This is a genomic window from Komagataeibacter ossonobensis (assembly GCF_057359305.1).
Genome location: NZ_JBXAYQ010000001.1, coordinates 320,991 through 335,904, shown reverse-complemented (window position 1 = coordinate 335,904; position 14,914 = coordinate 320,991). Strand labels below are relative to the sequence as shown.

The following is a 14,914-nucleotide window of genomic DNA, read 5'->3' as shown; positions in this document are numbered from 1 at the left end:
TTTTGGTGAAGCTTTTTTCCAAAAAGCTTCAGGAGACACCGCCTTAAAAAAAAGGCAGCACCCAGAAACTTCTGTTTTTTATCAGTGAGCCGATCCCTGCCCCTGCTGCACCAGCAGGGGGTAAAGGAAATCATGCCATGCGCGCTGGTTGGGGGACAGCACACCGACCACCGCCGACAACAGGCCAAGGCTGCCCAGTATCGCCAGCACCAGCACCACCGCCTGCCCACGGCGCAGCAGCAGGCCGATACGTGCCACGTACCATGTCAGCCACAGGCTGTAACCGAACTCCACCCCGTTCAGAATCATCGCCCCCGTGCTGGATTCCAGCAGCTTGGGCGAAGCCAGCGCCATAAGCAGCGCCACCGCCAGCCCCACGAACAAAGTGACCCAGTCCGTCCACCATGCGGCCGTGATGTAGCGCAGCCACAGCCCCTCCCGCTTCCACCGCCGCGCCAGCGCATGGGTCACGATGGCGGGCAGCAGGATCAGGCACAGCGCAAACAGCACCTTCACCCCGCTGAGCGCCTGCGGGGCGGTGCCGATGGTCAGTCCGCCACCCACCAGCCACAATGCCAGGCGGGGTGCCAGTGCAGCCAGGACGGAATCGCGCGTATTGCCAAAATAGGCGATGCCTTCCGCGCGGCCCCGCCCCAGCAGCAGCATTCCCTTGAGGATCATGCCAAGACCGGGTGAATTCGGCTGGGGGGATGTGCCGCGATCAGACATTAACGCATTACCTTTTCAAGAAAGCCGGTATAGATCGCTGTCAGCTGCTTCAGGTCCGACAGGCTGACATGCTCGTCCGTCTTGTGCATGCTTGCCCCCACCAGCCCGAATTCCGCCACGGGACAGTAACGGCTGATAAAGCGGGCATCCGACGTGCCGCCGCCGGTATCCAGCTTCGGTACATGCCCCGTCACCGCGCGCACGCTCGCACGCAGGGCCTCCACCAGCACGCCGGGTTCGGTCAGGAAGGATTCACCGCTGATGGCAATACCCACATCCGCCCGTGGCGCATGCCGCGTGGCCACGGTACGGATCCAGCCCGCAAGGTCGGCGCCGGTATGCAGGTCATTGAAACGGATGTTCAGCCGGGCCTCGGCCCGGGCAGGAATGACATTGGTGGCCGTATTGCCCACGTCAAGGCTGGTGACCTGCAGGCTGGAGGCCTCGAACCATTCACTGCCGGCATCCAGCGGGGCCGCCGTCAGTGCACCCAGCAGCGCCAGCAGGCGATGGACCGGGTTATCCGCCCGGTGTGGATAGGCCACATGCCCCTGCGTGCCATGCACGGTAATATGGGCATTCAGGCTGCCACGGCGGCCGATCTTGATGACCTCACCCATGCCAGCGGGATTGGTGGGTTCGCCCACAAGGCAGAAATCAGGGATCTGGCCCTCGGCCGCCATCCAGTCCAGCACACGCACCGTGCCGTTGGTGGCGGGGCCTTCCTCATCGCCCGTAATCAGCAGGCTGATCGATCCCTGTGGTCGTGGCGTGCGTTCCAGATACAGCCTGACGGCGGCAACAAAGGCGGCGATGCCCCCCTTCATGTCGCATGCGCCCCGACCGAACAGGACGCCGTCATGTATGACCCCGCCAAAGGGGTCATGCGCCCATGCACTGTTGTCGCCCACCGGCACGACATCCGTATGCCCTGCAAAACACAGATGCGGATGTCCCGTGCCAAGGCGGGCGAACAGGTTGGGGGTGCGCGCCGCCCCTTCGCCAAACGGCAACAGGGTTACGCTGAAACCAATCTGTTCCAGCACATGGGCCAGCGCGGTGATGCCGCAGCCATCATCAGGGGTTACGGAAGGACAGCGGATCAGGTCACGCGCAAGGGCGATAACGCCGCCGGGATCCTGTTCCGTATTCGCCATTCCGCCATCCCCCATGATGTTTCTCAGCCGCGCAGCAGGTCGTTGATCGAGGTCTTGGAGCGCGTGCGCTCATCGACACGCTTGACGATCACCGCGCAGTCCAGAGACGGCAGCGGCTTGCCATCGGTGCTGGTCGCCTGGCGCGGCGGCAGCGTGCCGGGGACAACCACGGAATAGGCCGGGACGCGGCCCATGAAGACCTCACCCGTCGCACGGTCAACGATCTTGGTGGAAGCGCCAAGGAACACGCCCATGGACAGCACGCTGCCGCGTTCGACCACAACACCTTCAGCCACTTCCGAACGCGCGCCGATGAAGCAGCCGTCCTCGATGATGACGGGGGCGGCCTGCAGCGGCTCCAGCACGCCGCCAATGCCCACGCCGCCGCTGATGTGGCAGTTCTTGCCGATCTGCGCGCAGCTGCCGATCGTAACCCACGTATCGACCATCGTGCCGCTATCGACATACGCACCGGCGTTGACGAAGCTGGGCATCAGCACCACACCCGGCGCGATGAACGCGGAACGGCGTACGATGGAACCCGGCACCGCGCGGAAGCCCGCGGCGGCAAACGCCGCCTGGTCCCAGCCCGCGAATTTCAGCGGCACCTTGTCAAAGCTGGGCGCGCCAGCACCACCGCCTTCGACAATCCGGTTGTCATTGAGGCGGAAGGAAAGCAGGACAGCCTTCTTCAGCCATTCATTGACGACCCAGCCGGCCGGGCCGGGGGTTGCGACGCGCAGCCTGCCGGAATCCAGCGCCAGAAGGGCTGCCTCGACGGCATCACGGTCAGCGCCTGTGGTGGCGGTGGACAGCGTCTCGCGACGCTCCCACAGGGCCTCGATCTGGCTCTGAAGGGATGTATCGGTCATATTTGCAAAATCCTGTCTTGGGCAGGCGTCCCCGGCGGGTCATGCCGGGGGCCTTCGGTATTGATTGCCTGCGGACCATGCGGAGGATCATGGGCAATGTCAACGCACTGGCCCTGTCCCCCCATGTCCCGATCCGGCGCGTTCTATCCGCCGCGGATCAGGGTGCCCGGCCCGGCTTCCGTAAACAGTTCCAGCAGGCAGGAATGCCGCACCCGGCCATCAAGGATGACGGCGGCCTTCGCCCCCGCGCGCACGGCTTCGAGGCAGGTTTCGACTTTGGGGATCATGCCGCCGGAAATCATGCCGCTGGCAATGCCACGGCGCGCATCTTCCGCCGTCAGTTCCGGGATCAGTTTCCCGTCGCCATCCAGCACACCGGGCACATCCGTCAGCATGAGCAGGCGGCTGGCATTGACCGCGCCCGCAATCGCACCCGCAGCCGTATCGGCATTGATGTTGTAGGTTTCACCCTGTTCACCCGCGCCGATGGGCGCGATCACCGGGATCAGGCCCGAACCGGACAGCGCATAGATCACGCGCGGGTCGATACGGGTGGGTTCGCCCACAAAGCCAAGGTCCAGCAGGCGATCGGTCTCGACACCGGCTTCACGCGCGCGGCGCTGCAGCCTGCGGGCGGAAATCAGGCCACCATCCAGCCCCGAAATACCAACCGCCAGCGCACCGGCCCGGTTGATCAGGCCCGCGACCTGCTTGTTCACCTTGCCGCCCAGCACCATCTCGATCACGTCGATCATGGCGGCGTCGGTCACGCGCAGGCCGTCGATGAAGGTCGATTCAATCTGCAGTCGCTTGAGCATCGCGCTGATCTGCGGCCCGCCACCATGCACCACCACCGGGTTGACCCCGACCTGCTTGAGCAGTGCGATATCATGGCCGAACGCGGTGGACAGCGATGTATCGACCATCGCGCTGCCGCCATATTTGACGACAACCGTATCCCCCGCATACCGACGCAGGTAAGGCAGCGCCCTGGCCAGAACCTCGGCCCGTACCTGTGCTTCCCGGTCGCCCGATTCCGTTCCTGTCATCCGAACGTTCCCTTCGCTCCTGACTGCTGAATACCCATGGCCCGTGGCGGGGCCTGACGTGTGACCGCCCTAGACCGGATTGGCCAGCCGCGCGAGTTCCGCGCGCAGTTCCGCAATACCTTCGCCGGTCTCGCTGCTGGTTGCCAGCACATCCGGAAAAGCTGCCGCATGCGTCGCAACAATAGCGGTGACTTCGCGCATCTTGGCTTCCAGCACCGCGGGCTTGGGCACGTCGCACTTGGTCAGCACGACCTGAAAGGTCACGGCGGCACGGTCCAGCAGCTTCATGATTTCCTGATCGGTCGCCTTGACCTCCACCCGGCTGTCCAGCAGCAGCACGACACGGCGCAGTGTCGGCCTGCCGCGCAGGTAGGAAAACATCATGCCCTGCCAGTCTTCCTTGACCGCCTTGGCGGCCTTGGCAAAACCATAACCCGGCATGTCCACCAGAGTCAGCCGGTCGGCCAGTTCAAAGAAATTGAGCTGCTTGGTCCGCCCCGGCTCGGATGAGGCCCGCGCCAGTGCCTTTCGCCCGGTCAGGGCGTTGATCAGGCTGGACTTGCCGACATTGGACCGCCCGGCAAACGCGATTTCGGGTAGCACGGGGTCGGGCAGCTGGCCAAGCTGCTGCGCGCCGAACACGAAATTGAATTCACCCGCGAACAGGACGCGACCGATTTCAATGTCGCGCTGCATTTCTTCCGGTGTTGGCGTGGAGGAGGAAAATTCCACCATCTTGATCCCGTCCTATTTCTTCCCTGCCGGAAGCCTGGGCTTCGCAGGTGTCGCAACAGCGGGTGTTCCCTTGTTCATCCGGCGCTGGATCAGCGTCTGCTGCGCCATGGTCAGCAGGTTGTTCCAGCAGTAGTAGATCACCAGTCCCGATGGCTGGCGCGCCATGAAGAACGTGAAGATGATCGGCATGAACTGGAACATCTTCTGCTGCGCCGGGTCCGCCGCTGGTGCGGGGTTCAGGCGCATCTGGGCAAACATGGTCAGCCCGAACGCGATCGGCCACAGGCCAAGCTGAAGCATGGGGGAAATGACCGACGGATTCCACGGGATCAGGCCAAACAGAGTGAACAGGTTTGTCGGATCGAAGGATGACAGGTCATGGATCCAGCCGAAGAAGGGCGCGTGACGCATCTCGATCGTGACGTACAGGTCCTTATACAGGCACCAGAACACCGGAATCTGCAGCAGCATGGGCAGGCAGCCGCTGGCCGGGTTGACCTTTTCCTGCTTGTACAGCGCGATCATCTGCTGGTTCAGCGCCATCTGGTCGTCTTTATACCGCTCACGCAGGGCTTTGATCTTGGGCTGAAGCTGCCGCATCTTGCCCATGGAATGGAACTGCTTGGTCGCCAGCGGGAAGAACAGCGCCTTGACCAGCAGGGTGAAGGCCATGAGCGCCAGGCCAAAATTGCCCAGCATGGTGTTCAGCCAGTCCAGAACCGTAAAGATCGGACGCGTCAGGAACGCGAACCAGCCGAAATCGACCGCTTTCCAGAAATCGGGGATATGCAGGCTGGATTCATATTTTTCCAGCAGCGGCACTTCCTTCGCCCCGGCAAAGACGTGGCTTGCGGTTGTGGCATCGCCCCCGGCCGCGACCACCAGCGGCGCGCGCGCGGTAAAGCCGACATCATAGATGCCCTTGTCCCCACCCGTGGGCTGGTAGGCATAGGTGCCTGCCACATCACTGTCCTGCTGCGGAATGACGGCGGACAACCAGTATTTGTCGGTAATGCCAGCCCATCCGCCCTGACCCGCCTTGGTCCACGCGATGTTGCCCGGCGGCACCGCCCCCTTGCGCAGGGATTTGTAGGAGCTTTCATCCAGCTTGTGGTCAATGACGGAAATCGGCCCCTCATGCACAAGGTAGCCGCCCGTCTCGACCGGGGTATAGGCACGCTCCACGCGGGAGAAGGGATACAGCGAAACCGGTTCCCCCCCATGGTTGATGACTTTCTGCGTGACCGAGAACATGTAGTTCTGGTCAATCGCAATGCCGATCTGGAACACCTGTCCCTGACCGTTATCCCATGACAGGGTAACGGGCTGTGCCTGGGTCAGGGTATCATGGTCGGCAGTCCAGACGGTATTGGCATCAGGCACGCTGACATGGCCGCCGCTGACATTGGTCCAGCCGACTTCAACCAGGTTGGGTTCCGCCTGCCCGCGCGGTTCCAGCACGCGCACCAGCGGGCTGCCTGGCTGCACCGTTTCGTGATAATTCTTGAGCACGAGGTCATCAAGACGCGCGCCACGCAGGTCGAGTGACCCATGCACGCGGTCGGCATCAATGGCCACGCGCGGGTCGGGCTGCCCCGTATTCGCAGGCGCCGCCGCCGTGGCGTCACCTGACGCGGGTGCTGGCGCCGGTGCGGGCGTGGCGGTATCGGCCTGCTGCTCGACCGTTTTATGGTTCTGCTGTGGCAGGAAATACTCAAACCCAACCAGCACCACGGCAGACAGTGCTGTTGCCACCATAAAACGCTTGATATCCATCAGCGACCCGCCAGACTTTTCGTGTTTTTCATGGAGTCATGCATGTCACAGCCGCAGGCCGTGGCGGGAACGGGGTCATGACCACCCGCGTTCCAGGGGTTGCAGCGCAGGATGCGCCACCCCGCCAGCACACTGCCGCGCATGGCCCCATGGCGGGCGATCGCGTCGCGTGCGTAATGACTGCATGAAGGAGTGAATCGGCAATGCGCGCCCCATATGGGGCGGATCACCAGCTGATACGCGCGAATGACCGCGCGCAGCATATGGGCAGGCAGGCTGATGGAAGACGTGCTCACGATTCTTCCTTCACTCCCGCCTTGCGCAGGGCCTTGCGGTAATCCCCCATCAGGGCATCAAACCGCCGCCCGCATGTGCCGCCCCGACCAATGACCACGATATCGACACCCGTAAGCGCCTGTTCGCGGCCAACCAGCCGGACCACTTCACGCAGGCGCCGCCGCGCCCGGTTGCGCACGACGGAATTGCCTACTTTCTTGGTAACGGTAAAACCGTACCGGGCAGCCTGCGTGTCACCGCGTTCAAGCGCCTGCAGCACCAGTCCCGGAACGGGGGCCTTGCGACCCTTGGCCGCAACCCGCAGGAACTCGGCACGTTTTTTAAGGCGCGTGGACTTATCGGCCACTTTCAGCCGCCCCTTGTATAGAGACATTCATGGTTCCGGGCACACGGGCACCCGGAATGTACAGACGTCACCTGCCTCAGGCAGAAAGACGCTTGCGGCCCTTGGTACGACGGTTTGCGACAACCTTGCGGCCACCAACGGTTTCCATACGCGAACGGAAGCCGTGGCGACGCTTGCGGACCAGCTTCGAGGGTTGATACGTGCGCTTCACAACGGCACTCCCAGATTGACAATGACAGACAGGTTACGGAATAAATTCCAACAGGTCCCGTACACTACGGGAACCCTGAGCCGCGCCTTATACTGATGCTTTCGGACAACGTCAATGCTGCTCCCCTTTCACACCATAACCGGATGATTTTCATGACCAGCCCTGCACGCGACTCTACCGATGTGACCGATGACAGGCTGCGGCAACATATCCATGACATTCGTGGCCACCTGTCGCCCGCCATGCTGCAGGCGGATTCGCTGGCACTCAGCAAGGACGAACGCACCCAGAAAGCCGCGCGTGACATCCTGACGGCGCTGGATGCGGCGACAAGGGAACTCAGCGCGATGCGCAAGCTCCTTACCGCGCGCAAATCGTAACCGGACGCGCCGTTCAGGGCTTCTGGATCAACTCGATCTTGTAGCCGTCGGGATCTTCGACAAAGGCGATGAAGGTGGTGCCGAATTTGACCGGTCCCGGCTCACGCGTGACCTTGCCGCCGCCTGCGCGGATCTTTTCAACCAGCGCGGTCACGTCGGGCACGCCAAGGGCGAAGTGGCCAAATCCCGTACCGACATCATATCCATCATCCTGACCCCAGTTATAGGTCAGTTCGATTTCCGCCTGCCCCGCCGCGTTATCGGCATAACCGATGAAGACAAGGGTGTATTGCCCTTCAGGCACATCCTTGCGGCGCAGTTCGTGCATGCCCAGCAGCTGGTAGAAATCAAGGCTGGCTTCCAGATTGCGCACGCGCACCATGGTATGCAGGTAGGTTCCCATCTGACATTTCCCCTTCAGTCCATCTTTTCATCTTCGCCGCCAATTCCGATCAGGAACAGCCCGGTTTCATCCGCCATGGCAATGCAGGCGGCGGGATCGGTCATCAGCGTAGCCCCGGCCTCGATCGCGATTCCACGCAGACCAGCGGCCACGGCACCCGCAACCGTTCGCGGGCCGATTGTTGGCAGGTCGGCACGCCGCTCCTGCCCCGGCTTGGCCATCTTGACCAGAACACCGGCGGGACGGTCAGGTTGCCGCAGGCCACCCACGCGTTCAAGCATGCGATCGGTGCCTTCCAGTGCTTCCACCGCCAGCACAAGGCCACCCTGCACCACACATCCCTGCCCGATATCCAGCCGGCCCAGTTCACGCACCACACGGCGGGCCAATATAATATCGGCCCTGGCCGCCGTATCGGGCCTGATCGTCCCCATCACGCCGCGGCGTGCCACCGACCCGGACAGGTATTCATGCGCGCCCCGGATGATGAACCCTTCTTCCCCCAGCACGCGCACGATTGCCCCGAGCAGCCCGTCATCGCCCGCGAACAGCGCCTTGCCGATACGCGCAAGAATACGCGCACCTGTCGCATCGGGACGCAGGTTGACAAGGGAGGGCCGCCTTACGGGACCAATCAGCACAAGATCACGACAGTGATGTTCATGTAATGCGGACAGGATTTCACCCGCCGCCGCAAGGCGGATCATGCGATGCGGCCAGTGACCGATCACCGCAGGTTCGGCAAAGCCCTGGAATCCGACAATGAAAACCCGGCCACCCGCCTGTTCCACCGCCTGCGCCACCTGACCAGGCAGCGGACCGCCACCGGCAAGGATGCCAACACATGGCCCCTGCCGGTCGGCTGCGGGTTCAGGCGCCATCGCTCTCGATCATGTCCGCGCTCTGGACACGCACAAGCCCGCGATGGCTGGGAGCGGCGATGAAATCAAGGATTTCAACAACACGCGCGTCATCGGCATAGGTCTGGCGCACGTGTTCCAGCCGGTCCTGAAACACCGCGCCGGTAGCATGGGCCGCCTTGGGGTACAGGGCGCGGAAGGCCTGACGCATGCGCCGGACTTCTTCTGGCTGGACGCCATTACGGCGCAGCCAGATCCAGTGCAGCCCCACCAGCCGCGCCCGGTTACCCAGCACGCTGCCATAGGGGATGACATCAGCTTCCACCCCGCACACGCCACCGACCAGCGCCGCATGGCCAATGCGCACAAACTGGTGCAGCGCCGCCGCCCCCATGATCCGGGCATCATCCCCGATCACCACATGGCCACCCATGACCACGTTGTTGACGATAATGACGCCGCGCCCCAGCGTACAGTCATGTGCCACATGGGAATTCGCCATGATCAGGCAGTCCGGCCCGATACGGGTCAAACCGGTGCCGGTGGCGGTGCCACGGTGAATGGTCACGTTTTCACGGATGATGGTACGGGCGCCAATCATGCACGATGTCGGCTCGCCCCTGTATTTCAGGTCCTGCGGCGCCATGCCCACAGAGGTGAAGGGATAACACACCACCCCGTCCCCCAGCGTCGTGCGCCCGTCAATCACCACATGTGAAATCAGTTCGACATTATCACCGATCTCGACATCCGGCCCGATCGAACACCATGGCCCGATGCGCACGCCGCGACCGATCCGCGCACGGCTGGACACAATGGATGACGGATGGATTTCAGGCGCTTTTCCACGCCGTTCATCCATGTCGGTATCGTTAGATGAACTTCCTGCCAGAATAGCCTCCATCCCCGCAAGTAACTATGGCCCAAAGACCCGGAAGCGGACACCGGGCCGCCCATTGGGATGGCCCGCGCCACAACCCGTTTCCCGCGGTATTACCCCATGATCATGGCGCTGAATGTTGCTTCGGCAACAGATACGCCATCAACCCGCGCCACACCCTTGAATTTCCAGACATTCGCGCGGCTACGTTCTTTTTCGACATGGATGCGCAGCTGGTCACCCGGCCCGACGGGACGACGAAATTTCGCGCCGTCGATTGTCATGAAGTAAACCAGCTTGCCTTCGAATGCCGGGCCAAGCGTCAGGACCACCAGCGTCGCGGCCGTCTGGGCCATGGCCTCGATGATCAGGACACCGGGCATGACGGGGCGCGCGGGAAAATGCCCCTGAAAATGCGGTTCGTTGACCGTGACATTCTTGATGCCAACCGCCGACTGTCCCATCACGATATCAACCATGCGATCAATCAGCAGGAACGGATAGCGATGGGGAATCGCTTCCATGATCCGCATGATATCAATCGATTCCAGCGTCGCGGGCGTGCCGTCCGCTGGGAGTGCCTCTACTTCTTTATCCACGTCGTCCAACCACTTGTTCGGCCTGAAAGCCTCCCGCGCCAGACGGAACAGTGGCTTCCTGCCGGTTGAATATGCAATGGCAGCAGATAATCAGGCCTTGTCGGCCTTTTCCCTGTTTCCATCCTGCGTCGTTTTTTTGGCCATCCGACGAAGAAAAGCCACGTTCCGGAAAAATTCCCGAAAAGGCATGGCCGGACTACCGATCACATCGGCTCCGGCTTCCACATCGGACATGACACCACACTGCGCGCCGATCCGGGCCTTGGCACCGATCTTGATATGTCCGATCAGCCCGGCCTGCGCCGCAACCGTCACGAAATCACCAAGTTCGGTCGAACCCGAAATGCCAGCCTGGGAAACGACAATACAGCAGCGTCCCAGCCGTGCATTATGGCCAATCTGCACCAGATTGTCGAGGCGTGAGCCAGCCCCGATCACCGTATCACGGATGGACCCGCGATCCACGGTGGAATTGGCCCCGATCTCCACCCCGTCTTCCAGGATGACACGACCAAGCTGTGGCACGCTTTCAAAGCCTTCGGGTGTCACGGCAAAACCAAACCCGTCCTGACCGATCCGTGCCCCCGGCAGCAGCGTGACACGTTCACCCAGCAGGGCGTGGGAAATGGCGACATGCGCGCCAATACGGCAGCGCGCCCCGATTTCCACCCCGCCCCCGATGCTGACATGGGTGCCGATAGCCGAACCCGCGCCAATCCGTACGCCGTCACCCACCACCGTAAAGGCACCGATCGCAGCCGTCGGGTCGATTTTGCACCCCGTACCGATCACGGCGGAAGGGTGGATACCCGGTTGGACCGGCGGCGGCGGATAGAACAGGGACGCGATGCGGGCCCATGCCTGGTACGGCGCCTTTGACACCAGAACGGCGGCATGCGGCGGCACCTTGTCCGCAAAGGCAGGGGCCACGATCACTGCACCAGCACCCGTCCCTTCCAGCAGGGGAAGATAGCGCCGGTTGTCCAGAAAGCTGACCTGTGCCCGCGTGGCGGACTGCAGCGGCGCGATACCGCTGAACGCGGTGCCGGTTTCCATCCCGTCCGTAGCCTTGCGCAGTTCAGCCCCGCTGCATTGCGCAAGCTGTTCCAGCCCGAACGGTCCCTGCGTTACGAAAAACCGCGGATCGCCCGGCACGTTATCCGGCGTCACTGTCATGAAACCGGCCTTAATGCTTGGCCGGCGCGGCGGCAGGGGCAGCCTGGCGGTCGGCATCCGCCGTGGTCGGCATGGTGCCGGACTTGGCCAGAACCTCGGGGTCCACATCGGCCGCGGGGATGAATACGGTTGGCAGCACGCCATTCAGCTGTGTCGCCACCTGCTGGGTGATATCCAGGCTTTCCTGGCTCAGGGCCACCTGTTCACGATGCAGCACAAGGTTCATGCCACGGCTGGCGGCAACCTGCCGAATGATCTGGACCAGTTCGCGTTCGATCTGCCCCAGTGCGACCTGGGCCGCTTCCTGAATGACGCGGTTGCGGTTGCGGAAGTTCTTCTGCGCCGCCAGCACGCGTTCCTGCAGCTTGCGCTCGCTGCTCTGGATCTGGTCGGATGACATGGTCTTGGCCTGACCCTGCAGCTTCTGCTGCTCGTCACGCCAGCCTGCCTGCTCCTTCTGGGCATCGCGGGCCAGATCATCACGGCGCGCACCCAGCACACGTTCGGCCTGCTGGGCCGCAGACGACATGCGCATGACATCAGGCACGCTGATGACACCAATGACCGGGGCCGGAGGCGGTGCGCTCTTGGGCACGTCCGGTGCCTTGGGCACGGGCGGCTGCGGCAGGATGGGCGGTGTCTGTGACTGCGCTTCCTCGCTGTCGGACTGCGGGGCGGGCAGTTGTACGGGAGCCGGTGCCTCATGCTGAGCCGGATGGGGTGCAGGCTGTGAAGCCTTGGGCACGAACCAGCCGGAGTTCCCGCCCGAACCCTGCGCATGCGCGCCCGATACGGCCTGATATCCCCACCCGAGCAGAGCGGTTGCGGCAAGCAGACGAATGCCGGATTTACGCAACATTATCACCTCAGAATTGTTGGCCGAAGCCGAAGCGGAGCAACTGGGTCCTGTCGTTCGTTCCCTTGTGCAGGGGAACGCCCAGATCAATATTCACAAGCCCGAACGGACTCTTCCACGCGATACCAACGCCAGTCGAGACCACAGGCGTAAGCGTATCATCATACACCGGGGTATATTTTGGCCAGTCCTTCATGGAAGTATAGCGTCGGCGGACACGCAGTCCGTCCAGTCCGCCCATATCCACGAAGTACCGTCCCTTGATCCCCATGGCGGATGCGAACGGAATGGGGAAATCCACCTGTGCGGAGGCCGTGTACATGAACCGGCCACCCAGGAAGTCCTGCTGCGAATGCATCGGATTGCCGTCACGCGCGGGGATGGCGTAGCTTCGCGGACCGACACCACCATCCATGAAGCCACGCAGCGAGTTACCACCAAGATAGAAGTTATCGATGATGTCGCTGCGACCGCCGCCCCAGTTCATGATGTCACCCGCACCGGCACGGAAGCTGACCGTCCAGTCATGGTTGCCCATGATGCTGTCAAGCGGGATGTAGTAGGCCGCATCCACCTTGCCACGCAGGTAGCGTTCGTTACCGCCAATACCGGCAAAATCGCCACCCACACGTATGACGAAACCTTTATGCGGCTGCTGCCTGCGGTCACGTGTATCGTATGTCAGTGTGGTACTGAGCTGTGACAGAAGCGACCAGCCATTCTGGTCCTGCACGTAATATGACGAATCAGACCACGTATCACCAATGTCACGATCGGTCAGCGTATAGCTCCACGACTGCGACAGATGATTGTTGTACGAATACCCCATGCGCAGCGTCATGCCGATACGCGCTTCGGAATAGCTCTGGTACGTCATGTAGCGGTTCTGGATACCGAACAGGTCGATGCCCGCCACAAGGTTGCGGTTGAGGAAATACGGGTCCGTCAGCGAGATGTCGGCCTGGTCTTCGTAATAGGCGGCCGTACCCGTAAAGCCCGCGTCAATGCCGGTGCCCAGCAGGTTATGCTGCTTCAGCCCCAGGTTGCCCAGCACGCCGGCATCGGTCGAGTAACCGCCACCAAGCGAGAATTCGCCCGTCGGCTTTTCCACCACATCGGCCGAAATATTGACCTTGTCCGGCGCGGACCCCGGCGTCTGGTCGATCGAGACCGTCTTGAAGAAGCCCAGATCTTCCAGAATCAGCTTGGAATACTTGCGGTCCAACGGGGTGTACGGGTCGCCTTCGGCCATGGGCAGCTGCCGCCGGATGACCTTGTCCTCGGTAATGGTGTTGCCGTTGATGTCGATACGCTCGACATACATCCGCGGACCTTCGCTTATGTCAAACAGCAGGTTGACGGTGCGCTTTTCCGGGTTGCGGGCAATTTCAGGGTGGACCATGGCGAAGGGATAACCCTTGCCCTGCAGCATTTCCTGCATATCCGTCGCGTTATGCTGGATGGCGCTACCATCATACCACTGCCCATGGAACAGGGAGATGTACTTGCGCATCGACTCAGCACTGACATGACGCAGAGAGGAACGCACATCCATCTTGTTCAGGCGGTAACGCGGACCTTCTTCCATCGTATAGGTGATGTAGAAGCTCTTGCGGTCGGCAGACAGTTCACCCGTGGCGTTCTTGATCTGGAAATCAACAAAGCCGTTTTTCAGGTAAAAACGATGCAGCAATTCAGCATCGTACTTGATCCGTTCGGGATTATACTGGTCGCTGGAAGCAAAGAAACGGTACCATGCCGTCTCCTTGGACGATACGACACCAGCCAGGGCCGCGCTGCTGAACGCGTGGTTCCCCACGAACGTAACCTTCTTGATCAGCGTCTTCTGCGCTTCGTTGATGTGGAAGATCACGTCAACACGGTTATGCGCAAGGCGGATGATCTGCGGCGTGACGGTGGCCGCGTACCGCGCCTTTTCCGCATAGACGCCCAGGATTTTCGTACGGTCGGCGGAAATGCCCTGTGGCGAATAGACCGCGCGCGGACGCAGCGAGATGACCTTCGTCAGGTCCTCGTCCTTGGCGGCGTGATTGCCTTCGAACACGATACGGTTGACGATCGGGTTCTCGACCACATGCACTTCAAGCACGTTGCCCACGCGCTTGAGCGTTACGTCATGAAACAGCCCGGTGGCATACAGGGTCTTGAGCGAACGGTCGAGCAGGTCCTGATTGAAGCGGTCGCCCGGCTGGACAACCATGTATGACAGGATGGTGCTGGTCTCGATGCGGCTGTTGCCCTTGATGTCCACCGCTTCGATCGGGTCTTCAAGCGGCGGAGCCTTGATCGCCTCCGCCTCGGGTGCCTGCTGCACGCCATCCACTGGCGCCATATCCCCGCCGAATGGCGTGTTCTGTGCTGCTTCTTCCTGTGCATATGCACCGGCCGTCCAGAACAGCGGCATAACGCAGACAGACGCAAGCAGCGCTGAACGTTTACTCGACAAAATCGCTATTCCTCACCACTCGGCATGCGGATCAGCCATGCATTAAGACCGGATGGAGGGCCGGCTCCCTTCCTGTCATGTATCAGTCTTCGTGGCGGACCTATCCGATATACGCCACACT

General features: G+C 61.9%; 17 protein-coding genes. 1 reads left to right on the top strand and 16 read right to left on the bottom strand.

The features are described 5' to 3' along the window. Positions 1-81: 81 nt before the first annotated feature. From AC1RQ9_RS01540 to rpmH, 9 genes are all read right to left on the bottom strand, one after another. Positions 82-729 (bottom strand): hypothetical protein, encoded by a 648-nt coding sequence (locus AC1RQ9_RS01540; RefSeq protein WP_193733677.1) that lies wholly within the window; start codon positions 727-729, stop codon positions 82-84. Then, positions 729-1,886, bottom strand: a complete 1,158-nt coding sequence (gene dapE / locus AC1RQ9_RS01535) for a succinyl-diaminopimelate desuccinylase (protein ID WP_485985307.1) — start codon at positions 1,884-1,886, stop codon at positions 729-731. Before dapE ends, AC1RQ9_RS01540 begins: the two co-directional genes overlap by 1 nt. 23 nt (positions 1,887-1,909) lie before the next feature. Further along, a complete protein-coding gene (gene dapD / locus AC1RQ9_RS01530) occupies positions 1,910-2,758 on the bottom strand; it encodes a 2,3,4,5-tetrahydropyridine-2,6-dicarboxylate N-succinyltransferase (protein ID WP_485985306.1) in 849 nt (282 codons plus the stop codon). Positions 2,759-2,901: 143 nt separating this feature from the next. After that, positions 2,902-3,807 (bottom strand): acetylglutamate kinase, encoded by a 906-nt coding sequence (gene argB, locus AC1RQ9_RS01525; protein ID WP_193733674.1) that lies wholly within the window; start codon positions 3,805-3,807, stop codon positions 2,902-2,904. Between the two features lie 69 nt (positions 3,808-3,876). Beyond that, entirely contained in the window at positions 3,877-4,542 is a 666-nt protein-coding gene (gene yihA, locus AC1RQ9_RS01520; protein WP_193733673.1) for a ribosome biogenesis GTP-binding protein YihA/YsxC, read from the bottom strand. Positions 4,543-4,554: 12 nt separating this feature from the next. Continuing rightward, complete coding sequence (gene yidC, locus AC1RQ9_RS01515) at positions 4,555-6,318, bottom strand: membrane protein insertase YidC (RefSeq protein ID WP_485985305.1); 1,764 nt, start codon at positions 6,316-6,318, stop codon at positions 4,555-4,557. After that, positions 6,318-6,614 (bottom strand): membrane protein insertion efficiency factor YidD, encoded by a 297-nt coding sequence (gene yidD, locus AC1RQ9_RS01510; RefSeq protein WP_010507729.1) that lies wholly within the window; start codon positions 6,612-6,614, stop codon positions 6,318-6,320. Before yidD ends, yidC begins: the two co-directional genes overlap by 1 nt. Next, positions 6,611-6,961 carry a ribonuclease P protein component gene (gene rnpA, locus AC1RQ9_RS01505; protein WP_193733687.1) on the bottom strand — a complete coding sequence of 117 codons (351 nt, stop codon included), beginning with the start codon at positions 6,959-6,961 and terminating at the stop codon, positions 6,611-6,613. The genes yidD and rnpA overlap by 4 nt, the downstream gene beginning before the upstream one ends. Positions 6,962-7,037: 76 nt before the next feature. Next, on the bottom strand, positions 7,038-7,172 hold the full coding sequence (gene rpmH, locus AC1RQ9_RS01500) for a 50S ribosomal protein L34 (RefSeq protein ID WP_010507731.1): 135 nt from the start codon (positions 7,170-7,172) through the stop codon (positions 7,038-7,040). A 152-nt stretch (positions 7,173-7,324) separates the two neighbouring features. Here rpmH and AC1RQ9_RS01495 point away from each other — a divergent pair, with 152 nt between their 5' ends. After that, complete coding sequence (locus tag AC1RQ9_RS01495) at positions 7,325-7,552, top strand: hypothetical protein (RefSeq protein ID WP_227672766.1); 228 nt, start codon at positions 7,325-7,327, stop codon at positions 7,550-7,552. A 13-nt stretch (positions 7,553-7,565) separates the two neighbouring features. Here the strand turns inward: AC1RQ9_RS01495 and gloA are convergent, their stop codons facing one another. The 7 genes from gloA to bamA all read right to left on the bottom strand — a co-directional run bounded on the left by gloA (position 7,566) and on the right by bamA (position 14,751). Then, positions 7,566-7,955 (bottom strand): lactoylglutathione lyase, encoded by a 390-nt coding sequence (gene gloA / locus AC1RQ9_RS01490; RefSeq protein ID WP_485985304.1) that lies wholly within the window; start codon positions 7,953-7,955, stop codon positions 7,566-7,568. A gap of 14 nt (positions 7,956-7,969) precedes the next feature. Beyond that, positions 7,970-8,836, bottom strand: a complete 867-nt coding sequence (locus tag AC1RQ9_RS01485) for an LpxI family protein (protein WP_485985303.1) — start codon at positions 8,834-8,836, stop codon at positions 7,970-7,972. Continuing rightward, a complete protein-coding gene (gene lpxA / locus AC1RQ9_RS01480) occupies positions 8,826-9,677 on the bottom strand; it encodes an acyl-ACP--UDP-N-acetylglucosamine O-acyltransferase (protein ID WP_485985302.1) in 852 nt (283 codons plus the stop codon). The genes AC1RQ9_RS01485 and lpxA overlap by 11 nt, the downstream gene beginning before the upstream one ends. Positions 9,678-9,808: 131 nt before the next feature. Then, positions 9,809-10,294 (bottom strand): 3-hydroxyacyl-ACP dehydratase FabZ, encoded by a 486-nt coding sequence (fabZ, locus tag AC1RQ9_RS01475; protein ID WP_485985301.1) that lies wholly within the window; start codon positions 10,292-10,294, stop codon positions 9,809-9,811. A 90-nt stretch (positions 10,295-10,384) separates the two neighbouring features. After that, the gene (gene lpxD, locus AC1RQ9_RS01470) at positions 10,385-11,527 is read right to left on the bottom strand and encodes a UDP-3-O-(3-hydroxymyristoyl)glucosamine N-acyltransferase (protein ID WP_485985300.1); all 1,143 of its coding nucleotides are present in this window, start codon (positions 11,525-11,527) and stop codon (positions 10,385-10,387) included. Next, on the bottom strand, positions 11,481-12,329 hold the full coding sequence (locus tag AC1RQ9_RS01465) for an OmpH/Skp family outer membrane protein (protein WP_193733665.1): 849 nt from the start codon (positions 12,327-12,329) through the stop codon (positions 11,481-11,483). Before AC1RQ9_RS01465 ends, lpxD begins: the two co-directional genes overlap by 47 nt. Positions 12,330-12,336: 7 nt before the next feature. Further along, complete coding sequence (bamA, locus tag AC1RQ9_RS01460) at positions 12,337-14,751, bottom strand: outer membrane protein assembly factor BamA (protein WP_193733686.1); 2,415 nt, start codon at positions 14,749-14,751, stop codon at positions 12,337-12,339. Positions 14,752-14,914: the final 163 nt, after the last annotated feature.

What these genes read in the sequence shown, in the direction of transcription:
- dapD (WP_485985306.1), bottom strand. Translation starts at nt 2,758, where the DNA reads ATGACCGATACATCCCTTCAGAGCCAGATCGAGGCCCTGTGGGAGCGT.
- AC1RQ9_RS01485 (WP_485985303.1), bottom strand. Translation starts at nt 8,836, where the DNA reads ATGGCGCCTGAACCCGCAGCCGACCGGCAGGGGCCATGTGTTGGCATC.
- bamA (WP_193733686.1), bottom strand. Translation starts at nt 14,751, where the DNA reads ATGCCGCTGTTCTGGACGGCCGGTGCATATGCACAGGAAGAAGCAGCA.
- lpxD (WP_485985300.1), bottom strand. Translation starts at nt 11,527, where the DNA reads ATGCCGACCGCCAGGCTGCCCCTGCCGCCGCGCCGGCCAAGCATTAAG.
- AC1RQ9_RS01465 (WP_193733665.1), bottom strand. Translation starts at nt 12,329, where the DNA reads ATGTTGCGTAAATCCGGCATTCGTCTGCTTGCCGCAACCGCTCTGCTC.
- dapE (WP_485985307.1), bottom strand. Translation starts at nt 1,886, where the DNA reads ATGGCGAATACGGAACAGGATCCCGGCGGCGTTATCGCCCTTGCGCGT.
- argB (WP_193733674.1), bottom strand. Translation starts at nt 3,807, where the DNA reads ATGACAGGAACGGAATCGGGCGACCGGGAAGCACAGGTACGGGCCGAG.
- yihA (WP_193733673.1), bottom strand. Translation starts at nt 4,542, where the DNA reads ATGGTGGAATTTTCCTCCTCCACGCCAACACCGGAAGAAATGCAGCGC.
- yidC (WP_485985305.1), bottom strand. Translation starts at nt 6,318, where the DNA reads ATGGATATCAAGCGTTTTATGGTGGCAACAGCACTGTCTGCCGTGGTG.
- AC1RQ9_RS01495 (WP_227672766.1), top strand. Translation starts at nt 7,325, where the DNA reads ATGACCAGCCCTGCACGCGACTCTACCGATGTGACCGATGACAGGCTG.
- AC1RQ9_RS01540 (WP_193733677.1), bottom strand. Translation starts at nt 729, where the DNA reads ATGTCTGATCGCGGCACATCCCCCCAGCCGAATTCACCCGGTCTTGGC.
- gloA (WP_485985304.1), bottom strand. Translation starts at nt 7,955, where the DNA reads ATGGGAACCTACCTGCATACCATGGTGCGCGTGCGCAATCTGGAAGCC.
- lpxA (WP_485985302.1), bottom strand. Translation starts at nt 9,677, where the DNA reads ATGGATGAACGGCGTGGAAAAGCGCCTGAAATCCATCCGTCATCCATT.